Genomic DNA, 19,507 nt, shown 5'->3' with positions numbered 1-19,507 from the left:
GCGGTCACCTCCTGCTGAAGCCCCCTACCCCGCCGGTGACCAGGTCAAAGATTTCCGTCCGCAGGCTTCGCCCGAGCCCCTGCGAATCGATGAAGTCGGCGAAGGCCTCTTCGGAGCTGTACTTCGGACGCCAGGACAGTTCGGTCGTCAGGCGCGTCGTGTCGATGACGCGGCCGTAGGTCAGCCAGCGCAGCAGCTCGGGCGAGAAGCCCTTCAGCCCGCCGAACCGGCGGCCTACGTCGCCGAGCGTCTGCACGGCGGGCGACGGAAGCCGGACGATCGGCCGACCGGCCCGGCGCAGGGCCTGGGACAGCAGCACGACGCCGTCGCCGGCCGCGTTGAAGCAGCCGGGATGGTCCTCGACGGCCATCCGGCGCAGGATCTCGATCCCGTCGTCCTCGTGGATGAACTGCAGCCGCGGGTCGAACCCGAGCACCGTCGCCACCACCGGCATGTGGAAGTAGCGGCTGAGCGGATTGTCGACGTTCGGTCCGAGGAAGTTCGCGAAGCGCAGCACGGAGACCAGCAGGTCGGAGCGGCGCCGGGCCAGCCCCCGGACGTACCCCTCGACCTCGACCGCGTCCTTGGCGTAGCCGTGCGCCGGCGGCGCCACCGGCTCGTCGAGCTCGGTGAACACGGCCGGGTCACGAGGCGACGAGCCGTACACCGCCGCCGACGACCGCACCACCAGCTTGCGCATGGCGGCCGACCGCTGGCAGGCGGCCAGCAGCTGCATCGTGCCGATGACGTTGACTTCCTTGGTCGTCATCCGCGCGGCCGCGGTCATCGTCACGAGGTTCAGGTGCACGACGGTGTCGACGCGCGCCGAATCTATGATCTTCGCGATGCTCGGCGTACGGATGTCGACACGGACGAACTCGGTGCGCCCGAGGGACGCCTCGGGCGGCACGGTGTCGACGCCGATGACCCGCTCGATGCTCGGCTCGGCCTGCAGCGCCTCGGCCACCCGTGCCCCCAGCCACCGGGAAACGCCCGTGACCAGGACCACCCGGCTCGCGCCGGGGCCTGACGCTGTACTCGCGGAGGGACGCGTCGACGGCACCGGTGTCCCCCCATCCGTGGACGGCTGCGTTACTTCTTGTTGCGACGCTGGATGCGCGTCTTCTTCAGCAGCTTACGGTGCTTCTTCTTGGCCATGCGCTTACGACGCTTCTTGATGACAGAGCCCACGGAACCCTCACTCGATGATCAGCAGGAGACGGGCGATCAGCACCCTTGGCGGGCACATGGCCCGGTGCCCAAGGGTACCGCCGCCTCGACGCCGATCGGTCGTGGGCCGCCGCCACTCGCCGCGAAGGCCTCCGCCTCCCGGTGAGGAACGCGAGCGTCAGCCCGCTTCGATGTACGCGTCCCGCAGATAGTCGTGGACAGCCTGCTCTGGTACGCGGAACGAACGTCCCACGCGAATCGCCGGTAGTTCTCCCGAGTGAACGAGGCGGTATACGGTCATCTTGGACACCCGCATCACCGCAGCCACCTCGGCCACAGTCAGGAACCTGACCTCGCTGAGAGGTCGCTCGCCTGAGCTCATCGGACGCCCTCTTCCACACGCCGCGCGTCAGACCTTTGGGTGACTTTGATCACGGCCGTGTACTTTCCTCCAGCGTAAATCGTGATTCCCGAGTCGCAAGAGGGGAGTTCAATCAATCAGGCTCGAATGTGTCAAAAGATACACAGTGAGCGGGGTGTAGTGATCCGGGAGCACGTTGTCGTCCAGGGGAACCACGGTACGGACCTTCCCCTCCGCCTCCCCCGCGAACAGGGCCGGATCATTGCAGTCCGCGAACCCGACCGTGTCGACGCCCGCCTGGCCCGCCGCGCCCGCCCATCCGTGGTCCGCGATGACCAGATCCGGCCAGGGTCCGCCGCCGTCGGAAAGCTCGCGCAAAATCGCGCGCATGGGGTCCGCGTCGTGCGTATGGTGCAGGTCCGCGCCGGTGGCCAGCGTCGCGACGCCCTCCACATAGCGGATCTCCCGCCGCTCCACGCCGCGCGCCGTCCGCACGTCGTACGCCCAGCCGGACGCGGGCGTCGGCACCCGGCAGCCGCGCGCCCGCAGCGCCCGGCCCACCGCGACGTACACCGGCAGCAGCCCGTCCGGATGCCCGGTGGCCAGCACCACCGTCTCCCGGCGCTCCGCCGCCTGCGCGAGCCGGCCCGCCAGGGCCTCCAGGGCGTCGATCGTCCGATCCGGGTCGATCGTGTCGTCGCCGTACAGGTGCGCCGGATCCGGATCGATCCCGCACCTGTCCACCATGAGCGCGAAGATCTGCTCGAACCCCCAGTCCCGCTCCAGCTCGAGCCCGAACAGGTAGTCCGGTCTGCGCGCCGCCATCCGCCGGTAGTGCAGGAGGTTGCCCTGGCGCGGCGTGGCGACCACCCCGGCGATCAGCGTACGGACCAGGTGCTCGCGCAGCTCGTCGCGGGTCGGGACCGGCTGATCGGCAAGGCTCACGGCATCGGGTCCAGGCCGTGCTCCGGGAACACCGCCTGCCGCGTCGCCTGAATCGCCCGGTCCACCGGATCCGCCGGGTCGTACCCCCTCGCCCACGGCCGCACCTCCGTGTTCGCTCCATCGGTCATGCGTTCGGGCGCCCGCTGCCCCGTGCGGCGTCGTACGAACTCCCGCCAGGACTCCGGGGTCGGCGTGTCGGGCGGGATCGGCCGGCCCGCCGCCTCGGCGAGCAGGTGGGTCCAGGCGCGCGGGACGACGTGGACGAGCTCGTACCCGCCCCCGCCGGTCAGGACCCAGCGCCCACCGGCCGTCTCGTGCGCCAGCCGGTGCAGTGCCTGGTACGCGGCGCGCTGCCCGTCGACGCTCAGCGTCAGGTGGGCGAGGGGATCGAGCTCGTGGCTGTCGCAGCCCTGCTGGGTGACCAGGATCTCCGGCTGGAACTCGCGCAGGAGCGGCGGGACCACCGCGTCGAAGGCGCGCAGCCAGTGCCGGTCGCCGCTGCCGGGCGGCAGGGCGACGTTGACCGACGTGCCCCGCGCCCCCGTCTCCTTCGGCAGCCCGGTGCCGGGGAAGAGTGTCCGCGGCGTCTCGTGCAGGCTGATCGTCATGACGCGCGGGTCGTCGTAGAACGCCGCCTGGACACCGTCGCCGTGGTGCACGTCGACGTCCACGTACGCGACCCGCTCCGCGCCCTGGGCGAGCAGCCAGGCGATCGCGATCGCCGGGTCGTTGTAGACGCAGAACCCGGACGCCGCGCCGTGCATGGCGTGGTGCAACCCGCCGGCGATGTTGGCCGCGTGCTCGGCCTCGCCGGTCCAGACGGCCCGTGCCGCCGCCACCGAGGCGCCGGCCACCAGCGCGGACGCGTCGTGCATGCCGGCGAAGACCGGGTTGTCGGCCAGGCCCAGGCCCCGCGCGACGTCGAGCCGCTCCCGGCGCACCGCCTCGATGTAGGCCGGATCGTGCACCAGGGTCAGCAGCGCGTCGTCGGCCGGCTCGAACCCCTCGACCGACACGTGCGGCGCGTCGAACACGCCCAGCTCGCGGGCGAGCGCCATCGTCAGCTCGACGCGGACGGGATTCATCGGGTGCTCGTCCCCGAAGTCGTACGTCACCAGCCGGTCGTCCCAGAAGACCCGAAACGAGGCACTCACCGCTGTTACCTCCCGACCGCGCCCGCGAAGCGTCCACCGGTCACGGTACCGGTAGGCTGCGCGCCCATGGCGCTCGAGATGCGCGGCGCGTGCGAACGCTGCGCCGCCCCCCTGGACCAGAACGGCCTCGCCTACATCTGCAGCTACGAGTGCTCCTACTGCGGGCCGTGCACCCGGATGCTGTCCCACGTCTGCGCCAGCTGCAGCGGTGAACTCGTCCGCCGCCCCACCCGCGTCTGACCCCTTTTTCGTGATCCGGCCTCCGGGCGGGAACCGGCCTTCTCCGGGCGGGCAACAACGGTCGTCCTGACCGAAAGCCGAGAGGCCGGAGTATGAGCGAGACGAGCCGGACCGCCACGGAGGCCGACGACGCCTCCGTGATCGAGCGGTCCCGGCGAGAGCCCGATGCGTTCGCCGAGGTGTTCCGTCGGCACGCACCCGACATCAAGCGGTACGTCACCCGCCGCCTGGGCGCGGACGCCGCCGAGGACGTCGTCGCGGAGACCTTCCTGGCGGCGTTCCGGCAGCGGGACCGGTACGACCTGACCCGGTCGAGCGCGCGTCCCTGGCTGTACGGCATCGCGACCAATCGGATCGGACGCCACCAGCGCACCGAGGTGCGGCAGTTGCGCGCCCTCGAGCGGACCGGGATCGACCCGGTCACCGATCCGTTCACCCGCTCCGACGAGCGGGTGAGCGCGGGGGCCGTACGGCGGCGCCTGGCCGCCGCCCTGAGGAGGCTGCCCGCCGGTCACCGCGACGCGTTGTTGCTGGTGACCTGGGGCGAGCTCGGCTACCAGGAGGCCGCCCAGGCGCTCGGGGTGCCGATCGGAACGGTGCGCTCCCGCGTCAACCGGGCCCGGAAGAAGCTACGCGCGGAACTCGGCGGCGTCGATCCCACTTCTGTCAGCGAGGAAATCGAACATGGATGAGATGACCCAGCTCAACCTGCTGCGCGCGGAGGTGCCCCGGCCCGCCCTGGCGGACCTGCGCGCCGAGGAGGACCGGCTGCTGTCCGAGATCGTGGCCCCCGGGTCGGCCCGGCTGCCGCGGCCGGCCCGGCAGGGAAGGGCGTGGCCACTGCGGATCGGCCTGGGCGCCGTCGCGACCGGGCTGGCCGCAGCGGCGGTCGCCGGGATCGTGTTCACCGGTGGCGGTTCGAGCGATCCGAAGGCGTCGTACACGCCGATGGCCGTGCCGGTGGCTGTCGTGCAGACCCTCGACCGCGCGGCCGACGCCGCGACCAGGCAGCGTGAGCTGCACCCCAGGCCCGGCCAGTTCCTGGTCTTCGAGTCGCAGGCGGACGAGACCTCGGACGTGAACAACGAGAAGGGCAACTTCCGCTACCTGGCCTGCTCCCGCCGGAAGATCTGGCTGCCCGTCGAGGGCCGGGCCACGGGCGGCGTCCTGACGGAGACCGTCCTGCCGCCCAAGCGGTACGGGAAGTGGCCGATCCCGCCCGAGGCCGAGAAGGAGGTCGGCGCGTCGGGGCCGACGCGAGCGGCGGACGTCGACCAGAGGGCCGAGTACCTGCGCAACGACTACGCGTACCTCAGCCGGCTGCCGGCCGACCCCCAGGGCATGCGCGCCCACCTGTACGACCATCTGAGGCCGGGGACCCTGGAAGGCGACCGGGAGGCGTGGTCGCGGGTCGGCGCCATGCTGACGGAGGCCTACCTGCCGTCCGCACAGCGCGCGGCGCTGTTCCGCGCCGCCGCGACCATCCCGGGCGCACAGGCCGTGGGGCGGGCCGAGGACGCCGCGGGTCGTCAGGGCATCGCGGTCGCCCGGACCGACGAGGACGCGGGCGAGCGGTCGGAGTACATCTTCGACCCGAAGACGTACCTGTTCCTCGGCCGGCGAGCGGTGGTGACGGACGCGGAGAAGGGCCAGGCGCCCGTCGGCACCGTCACGGAGTCGACCGCTCAGCTGAAGGTGACCGTCGCGGACAGCGCGCCGAAGGTCACGGGCGGCTGACGAGGACGGGCTCGGGTTCGGCGCCGATCGTGCGAGCACGACCGGCGCCGAGGCCGGGCACTACGAGGATCACCGACACGACCAGCAGGATGATCGACGGAACGCTCCAGCCGTGCGTGGCGTCGTGCACCGCGCCGACGGCGAGCGGGCCCAGTGCGGCGATCACGTAGCCGACGCCCTGCGCCATCCCCGACAACTGCGCGGCCACGTGCGCGTCGGCGGAGCGCAGGCCGATGAACGACAGGGCGGTGGCGAAGCCGACGCCCTGTCCGAGCCCGAGCACGACGATCCACAGCCAGACCGAGCCGATCGGCGCCCAGGCGGTGCCGGAGAAGCCGATCAGGCAGAGCACGCCGACCAGGACGACGAGGGGCCGCTGGTCGCGCAGCCGGCGCTCGATCACCGGGACGGCCAGCGCGCCGACGGCCTGCAGGAGGCTGGTGACGCCGAGGGCGTAGCCGGCCGCCGTCTCGCTCAGCCCCCGGTCCTGGCAGAGCGTCGGCAGCCAGCCGGAGACGACGTACGCCAGCAGCGACTGGACGCCCATGAACGCGGTGACCTGCCAGGCCAGCCCGGACCGCCAGACCTGCGGCGAGCCTTCGGCGGCCGGTACCGCGGCGGCGGCCCGGCGGGCGCGCGGCAGCCAGGCGAGCGCGGCCAGGCCCGCGGGGATGGCCAGCAGCGCGAGCGGAAGCCGCCAGGAGGATCCGGTGGCGTGCTCGATCGGCACCGCGACGCTCGAGGAGACCGCCGCGCCGACGGTCACCGCGATCGTGTAGACGGCCGTGACCGCCATGATCGCCTGGGGATGGTCCCGCTTGATGATCGACGGGACGGCGATGTTGCCGACGCTGATCGCGATCCCGGCCAGGAGCGCCCCGCCGAACAGTGCGATCTGGGAGGGCAGCACGCGCACCAGCAGCGCGACGACGAGCACGAGCATGCTGGCGACCAGCAGGCGTTCCCCGCGCGGCGACCGTCGCAGCAGGGGCAGCACCAGGCCGAACGAGCCGAAGAAGACCAGCGGGAGCGTCGTCAGCGCGCCTGCCGCCGTACCGGAGAGGTGCAGGTCATCCTGGATCTGGCGGAGCAGCGGACCGACCGCGACGATCGCGGGACGCAGGTTGAGCGCGACCAGGACGATCAGCGCGATGCCGGCGTAGCGCCTCACAGGACGTCCTCCAGGGCGCGAAGGGTGGGTTCGACGACGCGGGCCGCCGCGCGGCCGGCCGCCTCAGGGTCGCCGTCGGCGATCGCCGCCAGCACGGCGTGGTGCGGCTCGGGGCCGCCCTCGGGCAGGTCGCGGTCCTCGCGGAGGGCGCTCAGCGACTCGCGCAGCCGGTGCCGGAAGAACCGGAACGCCTCGGTCAGCAGCGCGTTCCGCGCGGTCTCGGCGACGCCCAGGTGGAAGCCGGAGTCCGCCTCGCCGAAGGCCTCGGGGGCCTCGGCGGCGTCGCGGTCGCGCAGGAGGCCCTCGAGTCGCCGCAGGTCCTCGGGTGTACGGCGCACGGCGGCGAGCTTGGCCGCCTGGACGTCATAGGCGAGCTGCACCTCGAACACGTCCCGCAGCGACGCCCGCTCGACCCGCCGCAGCAGTGGCCGGGGGTCGGCGGCGCTGCGCACGTAGGTGCCGTCGCCGCGCCGGACCTCGAGCACGCCGACGTGGCTCAGGGCGCGGATGGCCTCCCGTACGGCGGGCCGGCTGACCCGCAGCCGGGCGCTGAGTTCGTGCTCGCCGGGGATGCGGGCGCCGACCGCCCAGGCGCCGGAGGCGACCTGGGCGTGCATCTGGTCGAGCACGGCCTCGACGGCGGACGCCCGTTGAACCGGCTGCAGCGACATGCCAGGCCTCCCGGAATTTGCCAGATGTCAGACATGTAGCGCTTAACTCTACAAGTTTGTGACGTGAAGAACCGGACATGTGGGGCATCTAACTAACTAGGTGACTCCTGGCCCAGGAGGCGGTTGCCATGACGTACGTCGCAGATGCCGAACTCCCCCCGTACGAGCGGACCCCCAGCTCCCAGAGCCGTGCGCTGGCCGCGGCCATCCGGCTGGGGGTCCGGCCCTTCTCCGGCCGCGTCAAAGGCGGGCCGACCGGCGTCCGGGTGTGGCGCACCCTCCTGGGCGCGGGTTCGCACTGCCTGCGCGCCGACCCCCGCGTCCACGTCCAGCCCCTCAACGACCCGTGCGTGGACCTCCCGGAGATCCGGCGCCCGGTCCGCGGCGAGTGGCTGCGGCCGCCCGGCGGCGACGCGAGCCGCGGCGTGATCCTGTACCTGCACGGCGGGGCGTACGCGATCTGCTCGCCCCGCACGCACCGGGTGATCACCACCCGGCTGGCCATGGACACGGGGATGCCCGTGCTCGCGCCGCGCTACCGGCAGGCGCCGGAGCACCCGTTCCCGGCGGCGTTCGAGGACGCCCTGGACGCGTACCGCCTGCTGCTGGCCCGTGGCCTGCCGCCCGAGAGGATCACCGTGGTGGGCGACTCCTCCGGCGGGCACCTGGCCGCCGCCCTGGCCGGGGAGGCGTGCCGCACGGACCTGCCGACACCCGGCAAGGTGGTGCTCTTCTCCCCCTGGATCGACCTGACCGGCGAACTGGCGCTGACCTCGCCGATGCTGCGCCGGGACCCGTTCATCGTCCCGGCCGTCGCGACGCGGTTCGGCCGCCTGTACGTGGGGGGCGGCGATTGGAACGATCCACGCCTGTCGCTCCTCACCTGCGCGAGCGCCGACCTCCCGCCCTTCCTCATCCAGGTCGGCGGGATCGAGGTGCTGCGGGACGAGGCCGAGAAGTTCGCCGACGCGCTGGCCGAGGCGGGGGCCGACTACGAGCTGCAGGTCTGGCCCGGCCAGATGCACGTGTTCCAGATGTTCAACGGCCTGATACCGGAGGCCAGTGAGGCGATGCGGGAGGCCGCGCACTTCATCCGCCGCGACGTCGACCACGGCTCCGTCCCCGAGGCCGCCTGACCCGCGAGCCCCCCATCATGGCCGAGGTGGGATGGGGACACCACGCCGCGCTCGCGGTCACGATCGGCTTCGCCATCGGCGCCGGGTTGTCCTGGACCGCGAGGAGGATCATCTCCTTCGGTCGCCGGTAGACGGAGCCGAAGCGACAAGAGCCATGGCCGGAGGCCGGCCATGGCACCGGAAGAGAGCGGCCCTCACACATGAGGGCCGCTCTCTACGATCTCCGTCGGCCAACGGTGACGTCGCCGTAGCGTCCCTCTGCCCCGCTCGGTCGCGCTCCGTGTCAGCCGAGGGTGGCGGTGTCGATGACGAACCGGTAGCGGACGTCGGAGGCCAGAACACGCTCGTAGGCCTCGTTGATCTGATTCGCCGAGATCAGCTCGATGTCGGCGCCGATGTGGTGCTCGGCGCAGAAATTCAGCATCTCCTGCGTCTCGGCGATGCCGCCGATCATCGACCCGGCGTAGGAACGCCGGCCGCTCAGGAGGGAGAACACGTTGACGCTCAGGGGCTCGGCGGGGGCGCCGACGTTGACCAGGGTGCCGTCGACGGCGAGCAGGCCGAGGTAGGCGTCGACGTCGATGCGGGCGCTGACGGTGTTGACGATCAGGTCGAACCGGCCGGCGAGCCGCTCGAACGTGTCGGGGTCGCCGGTGGCGTGGTAATGGTCGGCCCCGAGCCGCAGGCCGTCCTCCTGCTTCTTCAGGGATTGCGAGAGCACGGTGACCTCGGCGCCCATGGCGTGGGCGATCTTGACGGCCATGTGCCCGAGTCCGCCGAGGCCCACGACGGCGACCTTCTTGCCCGGCCCGGCGCCCCAGTGGCGCAACGGCGAGTAGGTGGTGATGCCGGCGCACAGCAGCGGCGCCGCGGCGGCGAAGTCGATGCCCTCGGGCACTGCCAGGACGAAGTCGGCGTCGACGACGACGTGCGTGGAGTAGCCGCCCTGCGTGACGGTGCCGTCCCGGTCGACACCCGCGTAGGTGGGGACCATCCCCTCCCGGCAGTACTGCTCGTCACCGTTGCGGCAGTTGACGCACCGCCCGCAGGAATTGACCATGCAGCCGACGCCGACGCGGTCGCCCACCCGGTGCCGGGTGACGGCGGCGCCGACCTCGGTGACGATGCCGACGATCTCGTGGCCGGGGACCAGTGGGTAGGGCTGAGTGCCCCAGTCGCCGCTTACGGTGTGGATGTCGGAGTGACAGATGCCGGCGTACTTGATCTCGATGAGAACGTCGCCCCGGCCGACGTCACGCCGTTCGATGGTCGTGGGGGTCAGCGGCTCGCCGACGGCCGGTGCGGCGTAGGCGTGGACACGCATGGAGATCGCTCCTTCGATTCGAAGCCCGCTTCCCGAGTGCTCCGGGGTGGGCAAGGTGGCCGTCACCCATCAAAGGCCGTCGTCCGGGTGGGAGGAAGGCACTGCTGAAGGGTGTACCGACAGGGCACCCCTGACCGGTGGAACGCAGCCTTCTCGAAGGCTTCTGATCGCGCCGCCCGGTCGCGTCGGTGCGACCGGGCGGCGGACCCGTTAAGGGGGAGGTCCTTCAGGCGGCCGTCAGGCCGATGGCGCGCCGGGCCGCCGCCAGCGTCGGCGCGGCCAGGTCGCGGGCCTGCTCCGCCCCTTCGCGCAGGGTCTTCTCCAGCCCCGAGCGGTCGGCGGCGATGGCGGCGTACCGCTCCTGCAGCGGCTGGAGCAGCGCGATCACCGCGTCGGCGGTGGCCCGCTTCAGCTCGCCGTACGAGGAGTACGACAGCGACTCGACCGGCGTGTCCGTGCACGCGGACAGGATGGCCAGGAGGTTCGACACGCCCGGCTTGCCCTCCGGGTCGTACGTCACGTCCGAGCCGGAGTCGGTGACCGCCCGCATGACCTTGCGCCGTACGACGTCGACGGGGTCGAGCAGGTAGATCGTTCCCGGCGAGTCCATCGACTTGCTCATCTTCCGCGACGGGTCGGCCAGGTCCATGACGCGCGCCGCGGCCTTCGGCAGCACCGCACGGGGCGGCGTGAACACCGGCTCGTACGCGCGGTTGAAGCGCTCCGCCAGGTCACGGGCCAGTTCGAGGTGCTGGGACTGGTCCGCGCCGACCGGGACGTCGGTCGCCTGGTAGAGCAGGATGTCGGCGGCCATCAGCGCCGGATAGGTGAGCAGCGACAGGCGCACCACCTCGTGCCGCGCCGACTTCTCCTTGAACTGGATCATCCGCTGCATCTCGCCGTAGTGGGCGGTGCTCTCCAGCAGGTACGACAGCTCGGTGTGCGCGGGGACCGCGCTCTGCCGGAAGAACACGCACCGTTCCGGGTCGATGCCGGCCGCGACGGCCAGCCCGGCCAGCTCCAGCGCCCGCTCGTTCAGCAGCGCGGGGTCGTGCGGGCTCGTGAGGGCGTGCAGGTCGGAGATCCCGTACACGTGATCCGTACGGGCCGCGTCGGCGGTCAGGCGCAGCGCGGACGGCCGCAGCGCGCCCAGCAGGTTGCCGAGGGTCGGGCGGCCGGAGGGGGTGAAGAGGCTGAGGACGCGGGCCACGGTGACTCCTTGTGAACAGGGCCACCGCACCCGGCGGAACGAGAAACGGCCGCCGAGGCGGCGGCCGTCGAGTGGGTACGCGAGGAGAGGTCGGCCGCCGTCAGGCGACCCACCAGCTACTGCTGTTGAGCATTCCTCGCATGGGCTCGATTGTAGCGCGGCAAAACGTCGTACCTCAGTGTGACCATCGCGGTATGACGGAAAATGTCGCGCTCGCCGTGCGGGGGCCGTTCGACCTGGCGGCGAGCATCCGGTTCCTGGAAGGGTTCACGCCGGCGGGCCGGCCGGACGCCGGGCGGCACCGGGGCACGCTCGCGCTCGCCTTCCCCGCCGCGCCGTCCTGGCGTCCCGTGGGCGTACGGCTCCGTCAGGAGGGCGACACGGTCCACGCCGAGATCGAGGCGCACCCCGACGACGTGACGGCGGCCGCCGAGCACGCCCGGCGGATCCTGTCGCTGGACGTCGACGGCACCGGCTTCGCCGAACTCGACGACCCGCACGTCGTACGGCTCCGGGACCGCTTCCCGGGCCTGCGGCCGGTGCTGTTCCACTCGCCGTACGAGGCGGCCTGCTGGACCGTGATCGGGCACCGCATCCGGATCGCCCAGGCCGCCGCCATCAAGCAGCGCATGGCGGAGCGTCTCGGCGACGTCGTCGGCGGGGTGGCGAGCTTCCCGGGACCGGAGCGGCTGCTCGCCGTCACCGACGTGCCGGGGCTGCCGCCGGTCAAGATCGAGCGCCTGCACGGCATCGCCCACGCCGCCCTCGACGGCGACCTGGACGCCGACCGGCTGCGGGCGATCGAGACCGCGCAGGCCCTCGTCGAGCTGCAGCGGATCCCCGGCATCGGGCTGTTCTCCGCCGAGCTGATCCTCATCCGGGGTGCGGGGCACCCAGACGTCTTCCCCGCCTCCGAGCGGCGGCTGCACGACGAGATGGCCCACGAGTACGGCCTGCACGACCCCAGCCCGGCGCGCCTCGCGGCGATCGCCGAGGCCTGGCGGCCGTACCGGTCATGGGTGGGGCTGCTGCTGCGCGCCCGGCGGGAGATCGAGACCGCCGAGATCGCTCGCGGCCGCCGCGTCACCCGGTGAAGCCCCGTCGGTCACGGTGTCGCGGTGACTTTGCCGTCGGCGTGACCACGTCGCCGCCGTTGTGGACGGGGCGATGGCCGGTTTGTCGAGGTTGGCCCGTCAACGTCGGCGTCAAAGTGGCTGGTCGATCCGGCTTGGATGGCTCCAAGCCGGCCGGGCCGGGCTCGGCGTTCCCTCACCCGGTCGTTCGTGGTCGTGGCGACGTTTGCCAGAGGCCGAGGGCGGCGGCGACGGTGGCCACCGCCTCGGCGACGGTCGTGACGACCTTCTCGGCGTACCAGACCGGCTCGTACATGTTCGGGAACGGCCCCAGCGGGCCGACGTCGACGTAGCGGTAGAGCAGCACCGCGCCGAGGGCGCTCGCCGCGACGACGAAGGCGATCCCGTAGGTCAGGCGAGTCGCGCGGAGGAGTACCAGCACGGCGACGAGCGCGGCCAGTACCCCCTGGATCCAGAACAGCGTGCCCTCGGTGAGGCCGCCGCCCGATCCCAGGTCACCGGCCAGGTGGAAGTGGACGTACGCGTCGACCGCGAGCCCCGCGACGACGAGCAGGCGAAGTATCAGGCCCATACCTGCATCACCGTTCGCGAGGCCGCTTCGGTTCAACGTACGGCCGAGAATTTACGGCGCGACTCAGCGAACGTTCGCCAGGAAGGCACGGGTCCGGGGGCTCCGTGGCTCGTCGAAGACCTCCGCCGGCGCTCCGCTCTCCACGATGACCCCCTTGTCCGCCGGCCCGACGCGGGCCGGCAGCTCTCGTACCTGCTCATCGGCCTCCGGCCGGAGGCGTCGGTGCTGTCGTGGGGTGTCAGTAGACGAGGACGACGCAGCCGTTCGCGCCGGGGAAGCCGCGCCGGTAGGGGGCAGGAGCTGAGTCGGCGCCGTTTCCGCCTCGGCCGGTACCGGCCGGGCAGGCGCTGGATACCCCGGCGCCGGGCGCGCCTCCGGGGCCTCCCGCGTCTTTGACGCCCGCCGTGCCGGCCTGGCCGAAGTTCTGACCGGCATCGCTGCCGGCGCACCAGGTGGCATTCATTCCTCCCGCGCCGCCGGCGTCCTCGTGGCCGCCGGGACCGGTATGGCCGCCGCCGCCGGCGTCGGCGCTGGCGCCGCCCTCGTTGGCGTAGGCGATGGAGGAGGCCGTCCCGGCGAGGCCGTCGCCGTTCGGTGCGGCGCCGCCGGCGCCGACGGTGATGGTCATGTTGTCACCGGGATGGACGGCCAGGGTGCAGAACGAGGTGGCGCCCCCGCCCCCACCACTGCCGCCGGACAGGTAGACGGTGTTGCCGGTCCCCATGCTGCCGCCTCCTCCGGCGCCGGTCAGGACGACCCTGATCTGGGACACCCCGGTGGGCACGGTGAAGGTGGTCGCGCCCGGTGCGGTGTAGACCTTTTGGGTCTGGGCGTGGGCGGGAACGCTCCCGGCCACCGGCAGCAGTATCCCGGCCGCCGCCGCGACGCCCACGACGCCTCCTCGGACGCGACAGAACAGGTTGCCCGGGCGGCGGCTGGGCTGAGGGGTCTCGCTGTGCATGGCTCTCCCGTACGACCGTTGCTGATGGTGTCTTTGTGACTACATAGAATAACCATCACTCACCGCATCTACGCGATTACATCGCAGAATGATTCGGGGCCAGGGCACACCGTCTCGCGGCACGGACGGACGAATCACCGAATGCGTGACCTCGGCAAGCCCGTGCTCCCGCATCGTGAAGCGCAGAGAAAGACCAGGTCACAGATCAGCGGGAGTGTGACCTGGTCCCACTGAAGGGCCGCGAACCCTGGGGTCGTCTCTTACATCGTGATCGGCCGGGGAACGGCGGTCAGCCCGCGCCGAGTTCGCGGCCGCGGTCGCGGGCGGCCTCGATGGCCTCGATCACGGCGGCGCGCACGCCGTGGCGCTCCAGCTCGCGAATGGCCGAGATCGTCGTCCCGGCGGGCGAGGTGACCGCCTCGCGCAGCATGACCGGGTGGTCGCCGGAGTCGCGCAGCATGATCGCGGCGCCCACCGCCGACTGGATCACCATCTCGAGCGCCGCCGCGCGCGGCATGCCGAGCAGGATGCCCGCGTCGACCATCGCCTCGACGAGGTAGTAGAAGTACGCGGGGCCGCTGCCGGACAGGGCGGTGGCGGCGTCCTGCAGCGACTCGGGGATGCGCAGCACCTTGCCGACCGGGCTCATCAGCTCCTCGGTCAGCTTCAGGTGCTCCTCCCCGGCGTGCGTGCCCGCGGAGATCACGCTCATCGCCTCGTCGACGTGGACGGGCGTGTTCGACATGACGCGGACGACCGCGACGCCGTCGGGCAGGCGCTCCTCGATGAACGCGGTCGGGATGCCGGCGGCCATCGAGATGACGAGGCGGCCCGCCGGGACGTGGTCCCGTAGCTCCCGCAGCAGCGTGTCCATGTCCTGCGGCTTGACGGCCAGGACGAGGGTGTCCGCGGTCGCCGCGGCCTCGGCGTTGGTGGCGACCTGCACGCCGTACCGCTCGCGCAGCAGCGCGCCCCGCTCCTCGCGCCGCGTCGTGACCAGCAGCTCCGAGGGCTTGCGCCCGGCCCGCAGGACTCCGGACAGCAGCGCCTCGCCCATCTTGCCGGCGCCGAGAATCGCGATCATCGTCTCCAGCCTCCCGTCTCCCAGAAGCGTACCGAGCCGCCCGTACGGCCGGCGCCCTGACCTGCGGACGCCGAAAAGATCCGATTCGGCCGGAAAGATCGGGGCTCGTTCGGCGAATCCCTTGTGACAGGTGTTGTCCATGAGGATCGAGAGTCCCAATGAGAAGACCCAGAGCGGGCGTGGCGATCACGCTCGCCGGAGTGGTGGCCGCCGGCGTTCCGGCCACCGCCCACACCGCCTCCGCCGCGCCCGCCGCCAGTGCCCGGCAGGCCGCGAAGCCCAAGACGACCAAGCTCCCCGCCGGGAGGTCGTGGACGGTGACGCTCCTCACCGGGGACGTCGTCCACGTGCAGACCGCCGCGAACCGCCCGCCGCTCGTCTCGGTGGAACCGGGAGCGGGCCGCAAGAAGATCCCCTTCGTCCGGGACATCCGGCCGGACGGGACCATCCGGGTGATCCCCCAGGACGTCGTCCGGAAGCTCGGGAAGGTCTACGACCCGGCGCTCTTCGACGTCACCACCCTGATCAACGACGGGGACGACGACGGCGCGAGCACCGGCCTGCCGCTGATCGTCAAGAGCGGTGGCGGCGTGAAGGCGCTCGCCGCGGGCGGCCGGACCCTCCGCAGCATCGGCGCCACCGCGGTCCGCCAGCCCAGGGCGAAGGGGCCCGCGCTGGCCCGCAGCGCGCTGGCCGGGGACGTCCAGCACATCTGGCTCGACCGCAAGGTCCACGCCCAGGCGCTCGACCACAACCTCGACCAGATCGGCGCCCCCGCCGCCTGGAAGGCCGGCGCCACCGGCAAGGGCGTCAAGGTCGCCGTGCTCGACACCGGCGTCGACGCCACCCACCCGGACCTCCAGGGACGCATCGCCGAGCAGCAGAACTTCAGCGAGAGCGCCGACACCGTCGATCGGTTCGGGCACGGCACGCACGTCGCGGCGACGATCGCCGGGACCGGCGCCGCCGCTCACGGTGAGCGCAAGGGCGTCGCCCCCGACGCCGACCTCCTCATCGGCAAGGTTCTCGGCGACGACGGCAGCGGCCGAGACTCCGACGTCATCGCCGGCATGGAGTGGGCCGCGCCCAAGGCCAGGATCGTCAGCATGAGCCTGGGCGGTTGGACCGACGACCCGGCGAACGACCCGACGGCCAAGGCCGTCGAGGAGCTCACCGCGAAGGACAACACTTTGTTCGTCGTCGCGGCCGGGAACGACGGGCTCCCCGACAGCATCGAGTCGCCCGGTGTCGCGCCGTCGGCGCTCACCGTCGGCGCGGTGGACGGGGACGACAAGGTCGCCGGCTTCTCCAGCCGTGGCGGCGCGCTACTGAAACCGGAGATCTCCGCTCCCGGCGTGGACATCGTCGCCGCCCGCGCCGCGGGCACGTCGATGGGACACCTCATCGACGCGCGGTACACCTCCGCGAGCGGCACCTCCATGGCCACCCCGCACGTCGCCGGCGCGGCGGCCGACCTGCTGCAAAAACACCCGTCCTGGACATCGACGCAGCTCAAGGCGGCATTGGTGACCACGGCGCACGAGGCGTCGGGGACGGTCTACGAGACGGGCGCCGGACGGTTGGACGTGGGCGCCGCGACTGCGGCGACGGTCCTCGGCGACCAGTCGGCCGTCTCGTTCGGATCGATCCCGCACGGGTCGACCAAGGCCCTCACCCAGCAGCTGAGCTGGACGAACAGCGGATCGGCCGCCGTGACGCTGAAGCTCGCCGCCCACCTCGCCACCCCACAGGGCGAGAGCGTGGCCGCGCTCGGCCTGCCCGCGACGGTGAACGTCCCGGCCGGTGGGTCGGCGTCCGTCACGCTGACGCTCGACCCCGGTCGCCTGTCGACGGCGGGCCACTACAGCGGCGCGGTCACCGCCACGGCGGACGGCGTCGCCCTTCGCGTCCCGGTCGGCGCGACCGCCGAACCGGAGACCCACACGCTGACGCTGAAGGCCACGCCGATCCCGGGCACTCCCGATGGGGCGCTCGGCGGCTATGTCGGAGTGGTGAACAACGACAACCCCGATCTGTACGACAACGGGACGGAGATCCCGGCCGGCGGGGTCACGAGCATCACCGTGCCGGCCGGCCACTACTCCGTCCTCGGCAGCGTGGACGACACCACGGAGGGCAAGGCCCGCTCCGCATTCGCCGGAGACACCGACGTCACCGTGCAGGGCGACACCACCGTGACGCTCGACGGCTCCCGGGCACAGCCCGTGCGGCTGTCCGCGCCGGGCACGACGGCCGACCCGAGCGCCGTCCAGGGCCTCATGGCCGAACGCGGCATCGGGGCCGGAGTCTGGGGCACCGGCGTGCTCGCGTTCGACGGCTCCCCCACCGTGTACAGCACGCCGATCGCTCCCGCGCGGACCGGCACGTTCCGCGCGTACGCCTACGGCCGGCTGACCGACGGCGGGAAGACGGTCTACGACATCCTCCACGGCCTCGGGTCCGAGGTCCCCGCGACGGTGGAGTACACGGCCACCGCCAAGGACCTCGCGCGGATCGACGAGCGCTTCGGCGCCCTGGTCGGCGACACCTCCCACCCGGACACCGAGAAGCGGTACGGCGTCTCTCCGGCCGGCTTCCTGGTGAACGAGGCGTCCAGCGAGGTTCCCGCGGGCTCGACGCGGATCGACTACGTGTCCGGCGAGGCCGGCGTTCAGTGGATCAACGAGGCGTTCCGCACGGACATCGCCAAGTACGGCTGGGTGACGCAGTTGCCGATCCGGCGCTACGAGGCCGGGCGGACCTACACGAACGACTGGTTCCGCCAGCCGTTCCGGCCGGGCCCCTACTCGGCGACGGAGCCGTCGGCGAGCGGGTGCCAGCCGGGGCCGACGACCCGGGCCCGCGGGAACATCCACGTCGAACTGGTCGACCTGCAGGATCTGCCGGACGGCTTCGACTGCCTGCTCGGCGACCCCGTCTGGGAGAGCTCCACGTCGCGCACGATGCGGCTGTACGTGGGCGACAGCCTCGCCGGGACGAGCACGCACTCCTACGGCGACTTCAGCGTTCCGGCGAAGGCGGGCACCTACCGGCTCGGCTACGACGTGGACGTGTCGAAGCTGCTGCCGATGTCGACCAAGACCTCGACGACGTGGACGTTCCGCTCGAAGCCGGGTGAGGAGCGGGTGCCGCTGCTGACGGTGGACTACGCGCTGCCGCTGGACGTGCTCAACCACCCGGACGGCGACACCGCGACCTTCACCGTCGCCCGCGTCGCGGGAGCGGCCGCCGCCACGGCCACCGGCCTGAAGCTGTGGACCTCGCTCGACGACGGGAAGACCTGGCAGGCCGCCACCGTCACCGCCGCGGGCGGCGCGAAGTACACCGCCAAGCTGCCCACGGCGGCGAAGGACCAGGCCGTCTCGCTGCGCGTCCAGGCCACCGACTCCGGCGGCGGCAAGGTCGACCAGACCATCATCCGCGCCTACACCGGAGGCTGACCCGTTCCCCTGGCGGTCGCCGCGGCTCATCCGACGGCGACCGCCAGGGACCGGGAAGCAAGACGACCGGTCCGCTGTGACAGGCGTCACGCGCCCCTCACGGGAACACCATCCGGTCCAGCGGACAAGTAATCGATGGGAACACCGTGAGAATCAGGGCCTCCGGGCCCGTTGACCGGACCGCCCCGGCCCGCACCTCCCGTGTGTGCGTTATCCCCAATCCGGCCGGGGCGGTCCTTCTCTCTCCGCGTTCCTCGCTCAGGACTTCGAGGTCTCAGGACTTCGAGGCGAGCGACCGCAGGAAGAACCCGACGTTAGCGGGGCGTTCGGCGAGCCGGCGCATGAGGTAGCCGTACCACTCCCGGCCGTACGGGACGTACACGCGCACCTGGCCGCCGAGCTCGGTCAGGCGCCGCTGCTCGTTCGGGCGGATGCCGTACAGCATCTGGTACTCGAAGCCGTCCGGGCTCCGCTCGTTCAGCACGGCGAGCGCGCCGGCGATCTCGATGAGCCGCGGGTCGTGGGTGGCCAGCATCGGGTAGCCGCGCCCGGCCATCAGCACCCGCATGCACCGCACGTAAGACTTGTCCACGGCGTCCTTGCCGGTGAACGCGACCGAGTCGGGGGCGTTGTAGGCGCCCTTGCACAGGCGTACCCGTGATCCTTCGTAGGCGAGGTCGGCGCAGTACTCCTCGGCGCGGCGGAGGTAGGCCTGGATGACCGCGCCGGTGTCGGGGAAGTCCTGCCGCAGCTCCTTCAGGATGCGCAGCGTCGAGTCGACCCTGGTGTGGTCCTCCATGTCGAGGGTCACGGTGGTGTTCGCCTGCCGGGCGGCCGCGCAGACGCGCCGGGCGTTCTCCAGCGCCATGCGCTCGCCGTCGTCGAGCAACTGGCCGAGCGCGGTCAGCTTGACCGAGACCTCGGCGCGGGGACCGTACCCGGCCTCGGCGACCCGCTCCAGGAGCCGTTCGTACTCGGCGGTGATCGCCTTGGCCTGGACGGCCTCGACGGTGTCCTCACCGAGATGGTCGATGGTGACCAGCAGACCATCGGAGATCAGCCGGTCGGTGGTGGTGAGGACGTCGGCGGCGGTCTCCCCCGCGACGAACCTGCGAACGACGTTCCTGCTGTACGGCGCGGTCTCGACGATCCGGCGTACGCCACCGCTGCGTGAGGCGGCCAAGAGAGCCTGGCGGAGCAAGGTTCCCCCTCTCCCT

Annotated in this window: 19 protein-coding genes; 6 read left to right on the top strand and 13 right to left on the bottom strand. The window is 72.0% G+C overall.

Annotated features, from left to right (window positions below):
* Nucleotides 1–4: 4 nt before the first annotated feature.
* The 5 genes from ABD978_RS10305 to ABD978_RS10285 form a co-directional block, all read right to left on the bottom strand.
* Complete coding sequence (locus tag ABD978_RS10305) at nt 5–967, bottom strand: NAD-dependent epimerase/dehydratase family protein (RefSeq protein ID WP_425550690.1); 963 nt, start codon at nt 965–967, stop codon at nt 5–7.
* A gap of 125 nt (nt 968–1,092) precedes the next feature.
* Entirely contained in the window at nt 1,093–1,191 is a 99-nt protein-coding gene (locus ABD978_RS10300; RefSeq protein WP_018654693.1) for a 30S ribosomal protein bS22, read from the bottom strand.
* Nucleotides 1,192–1,348: 157 nt separating this feature from the next.
* Complete coding sequence (locus tag ABD978_RS10295) at nt 1,349–1,552, bottom strand: helix-turn-helix domain-containing protein (RefSeq protein ID WP_187233448.1); 204 nt, start codon at nt 1,550–1,552, stop codon at nt 1,349–1,351.
* 108 nt (nt 1,553–1,660) lie between these two features.
* On the bottom strand, nt 1,661–2,476 hold the full coding sequence (locus tag ABD978_RS10290; RefSeq protein ID WP_345352132.1) for a phosphatase: 816 nt from the start codon (nt 2,474–2,476) through the stop codon (nt 1,661–1,663).
* Entirely contained in the window at nt 2,473–3,561 is a 1,089-nt protein-coding gene (locus ABD978_RS10285) for an acetoin utilization protein AcuC (protein ID WP_345353673.1), read from the bottom strand. The genes ABD978_RS10290 and ABD978_RS10285 overlap by 4 nt, the downstream gene beginning before the upstream one ends.
* 135 nt (nt 3,562–3,696) lie before the next feature.
* Here ABD978_RS10285 and ABD978_RS10280 point away from each other — a divergent pair, with 135 nt between their 5' ends.
* The 3 genes from ABD978_RS10280 to ABD978_RS10270 all read left to right on the top strand — a co-directional run bounded on the left by ABD978_RS10280 (nt 3,697) and on the right by ABD978_RS10270 (nt 5,607).
* Nucleotides 3,697–3,870 (top strand): DUF1272 domain-containing protein, encoded by a 174-nt coding sequence (locus tag ABD978_RS10280; protein WP_345352129.1) that lies wholly within the window; start codon nt 3,697–3,699, stop codon nt 3,868–3,870.
* 92 nt (nt 3,871–3,962) lie between these two features.
* Nucleotides 3,963–4,562 (top strand): RNA polymerase sigma factor, encoded by a 600-nt coding sequence (locus tag ABD978_RS10275; RefSeq protein WP_345352126.1) that lies wholly within the window; start codon nt 3,963–3,965, stop codon nt 4,560–4,562.
* On the top strand, nt 4,555–5,607 hold the full coding sequence (locus tag ABD978_RS10270; protein ID WP_345352123.1) for a CU044_5270 family protein: 1,053 nt from the start codon (nt 4,555–4,557) through the stop codon (nt 5,605–5,607). Before ABD978_RS10275 ends, ABD978_RS10270 begins: the two co-directional genes overlap by 8 nt.
* Here the strand turns inward: ABD978_RS10270 and ABD978_RS10265 are convergent.
* The gene (locus ABD978_RS10265; RefSeq protein ID WP_345352120.1) at nt 5,594–6,778 is read right to left on the bottom strand and encodes a CynX/NimT family MFS transporter; all 1,185 of its coding nucleotides are present in this window, start codon (nt 6,776–6,778) and stop codon (nt 5,594–5,596) included. The genes ABD978_RS10270 and ABD978_RS10265 overlap by 14 nt on opposite strands.
* Nucleotides 6,775–7,449, bottom strand: a complete 675-nt coding sequence (locus tag ABD978_RS10260; protein WP_345352117.1) for a FadR/GntR family transcriptional regulator — start codon at nt 7,447–7,449, stop codon at nt 6,775–6,777. The genes ABD978_RS10265 and ABD978_RS10260 overlap by 4 nt, the downstream gene beginning before the upstream one ends.
* Nucleotides 7,450–7,577: 128 nt before the next feature.
* Between ABD978_RS10260 and ABD978_RS10255 the strand changes: the two genes are divergently transcribed.
* Nucleotides 7,578–8,585: an alpha/beta hydrolase gene (locus ABD978_RS10255; protein WP_345352114.1), complete on the top strand. Its 1,008-nt coding sequence runs from the start codon at nt 7,578–7,580 to the stop codon at nt 8,583–8,585.
* A 283-nt stretch (nt 8,586–8,868) separates the two neighbouring features.
* Here the strand turns inward: ABD978_RS10255 and ABD978_RS10250 are convergent, their stop codons facing one another.
* Together ABD978_RS10250 and trpS are read right to left on the bottom strand one after the other, a co-directional pair.
* Nucleotides 8,869–9,909, bottom strand: coding sequence for an NAD(P)-dependent alcohol dehydrogenase (locus ABD978_RS10250; RefSeq protein WP_345352111.1), 1,041 nt, complete (start codon nt 9,907–9,909; stop codon nt 8,869–8,871).
* A 226-nt stretch (nt 9,910–10,135) separates the two neighbouring features.
* Nucleotides 10,136–11,119, bottom strand: coding sequence for a tryptophan--tRNA ligase (gene trpS / locus ABD978_RS10245; protein ID WP_345352108.1), 984 nt, complete (start codon nt 11,117–11,119; stop codon nt 10,136–10,138).
* A gap of 194 nt (nt 11,120–11,313) precedes the next feature.
* Between trpS and ABD978_RS10240 the strand changes: the two genes are divergently transcribed.
* Nucleotides 11,314–12,213 carry a DNA-3-methyladenine glycosylase family protein gene (locus tag ABD978_RS10240; protein ID WP_345352105.1) on the top strand — a complete coding sequence of 300 codons (900 nt, stop codon included), beginning with the start codon at nt 11,314–11,316 and terminating at the stop codon, nt 12,211–12,213.
* Between the two features lie 175 nt (nt 12,214–12,388).
* On the opposite strand, the gene ABD978_RS10235 is transcribed toward ABD978_RS10240, so the two are convergent.
* The 3 genes from ABD978_RS10235 to proC form a co-directional block, all read right to left on the bottom strand.
* The gene (locus tag ABD978_RS10235) at nt 12,389–12,784 is read right to left on the bottom strand and encodes a hypothetical protein (RefSeq protein WP_345352102.1); all 396 of its coding nucleotides are present in this window, start codon (nt 12,782–12,784) and stop codon (nt 12,389–12,391) included.
* A gap of 238 nt (nt 12,785–13,022) precedes the next feature.
* Nucleotides 13,023–13,676, bottom strand: coding sequence for a glycine-rich domain-containing protein (locus ABD978_RS10230; protein ID WP_345352099.1), 654 nt, complete (start codon nt 13,674–13,676; stop codon nt 13,023–13,025).
* Nucleotides 13,677–14,034: 358 nt separating this feature from the next.
* Nucleotides 14,035–14,829 carry a pyrroline-5-carboxylate reductase gene (gene proC / locus ABD978_RS10225; protein WP_345352096.1) on the bottom strand — a complete coding sequence of 265 codons (795 nt, stop codon included), beginning with the start codon at nt 14,827–14,829 and terminating at the stop codon, nt 14,035–14,037.
* A 158-nt stretch (nt 14,830–14,987) separates the two neighbouring features.
* Here proC and ABD978_RS10220 point away from each other — a divergent pair, with 158 nt between their 5' ends.
* Entirely contained in the window at nt 14,988–18,290 is a 3,303-nt protein-coding gene (locus ABD978_RS10220; protein ID WP_345352093.1) for a S8 family peptidase, read from the top strand.
* A gap of 274 nt (nt 18,291–18,564) precedes the next feature.
* Here the strand turns inward: ABD978_RS10220 and ABD978_RS10215 are convergent, their stop codons facing one another.
* Nucleotides 18,565–19,491 carry a proline dehydrogenase family protein gene (locus ABD978_RS10215; protein ID WP_345352090.1) on the bottom strand — a complete coding sequence of 309 codons (927 nt, stop codon included), beginning with the start codon at nt 19,489–19,491 and terminating at the stop codon, nt 18,565–18,567.
* Nucleotides 19,492–19,507: the final 16 nt, after the last annotated feature.

The sequence above is a fragment of the Actinoallomurus liliacearum genome (assembly GCF_039542035.1).
Taxonomy (GTDB): Bacteria; Actinomycetota; Actinomycetes; order Streptosporangiales; family Streptosporangiaceae; genus Actinoallomurus; species Actinoallomurus liliacearum.
This window is presented reverse-complemented; position numbering and strand designations above follow the sequence as displayed.

What these genes read in the sequence shown, in the direction of transcription:
- ABD978_RS10240 (WP_345352105.1), top strand. Translation starts at nt 11,314, where the DNA reads ATGACGGAAAATGTCGCGCTCGCCGTGCGGGGGCCGTTCGACCTGGCG.
- proC (WP_345352096.1), bottom strand. Translation starts at nt 14,829, where the DNA reads ATGATCGCGATTCTCGGCGCCGGCAAGATGGGCGAGGCGCTGCTGTCC.
- ABD978_RS10295 (WP_187233448.1), bottom strand. Translation starts at nt 1,552, where the DNA reads ATGAGCTCAGGCGAGCGACCTCTCAGCGAGGTCAGGTTCCTGACTGTG.
- ABD978_RS10260 (WP_345352117.1), bottom strand. Translation starts at nt 7,449, where the DNA reads ATGTCGCTGCAGCCGGTTCAACGGGCGTCCGCCGTCGAGGCCGTGCTC.
- ABD978_RS10285 (WP_345353673.1), bottom strand. Translation starts at nt 3,561, where the DNA reads ATGAATCCCGTCCGCGTCGAGCTGACGATGGCGCTCGCCCGCGAGCTG.
- ABD978_RS10255 (WP_345352114.1), top strand. Translation starts at nt 7,578, where the DNA reads ATGACGTACGTCGCAGATGCCGAACTCCCCCCGTACGAGCGGACCCCC.
- ABD978_RS10280 (WP_345352129.1), top strand. Translation starts at nt 3,697, where the DNA reads ATGGCGCTCGAGATGCGCGGCGCGTGCGAACGCTGCGCCGCCCCCCTG.
- ABD978_RS10270 (WP_345352123.1), top strand. Translation starts at nt 4,555, where the DNA reads ATGGATGAGATGACCCAGCTCAACCTGCTGCGCGCGGAGGTGCCCCGG.
- ABD978_RS10235 (WP_345352102.1), bottom strand. Translation starts at nt 12,784, where the DNA reads ATGGGCCTGATACTTCGCCTGCTCGTCGTCGCGGGGCTCGCGGTCGAC.
- ABD978_RS10220 (WP_345352093.1), top strand. Translation starts at nt 14,988, where the DNA reads ATGAGAAGACCCAGAGCGGGCGTGGCGATCACGCTCGCCGGAGTGGTG.
- ABD978_RS10250 (WP_345352111.1), bottom strand. Translation starts at nt 9,909, where the DNA reads ATGCGTGTCCACGCCTACGCCGCACCGGCCGTCGGCGAGCCGCTGACC.
- ABD978_RS10275 (WP_345352126.1), top strand. Translation starts at nt 3,963, where the DNA reads ATGAGCGAGACGAGCCGGACCGCCACGGAGGCCGACGACGCCTCCGTG.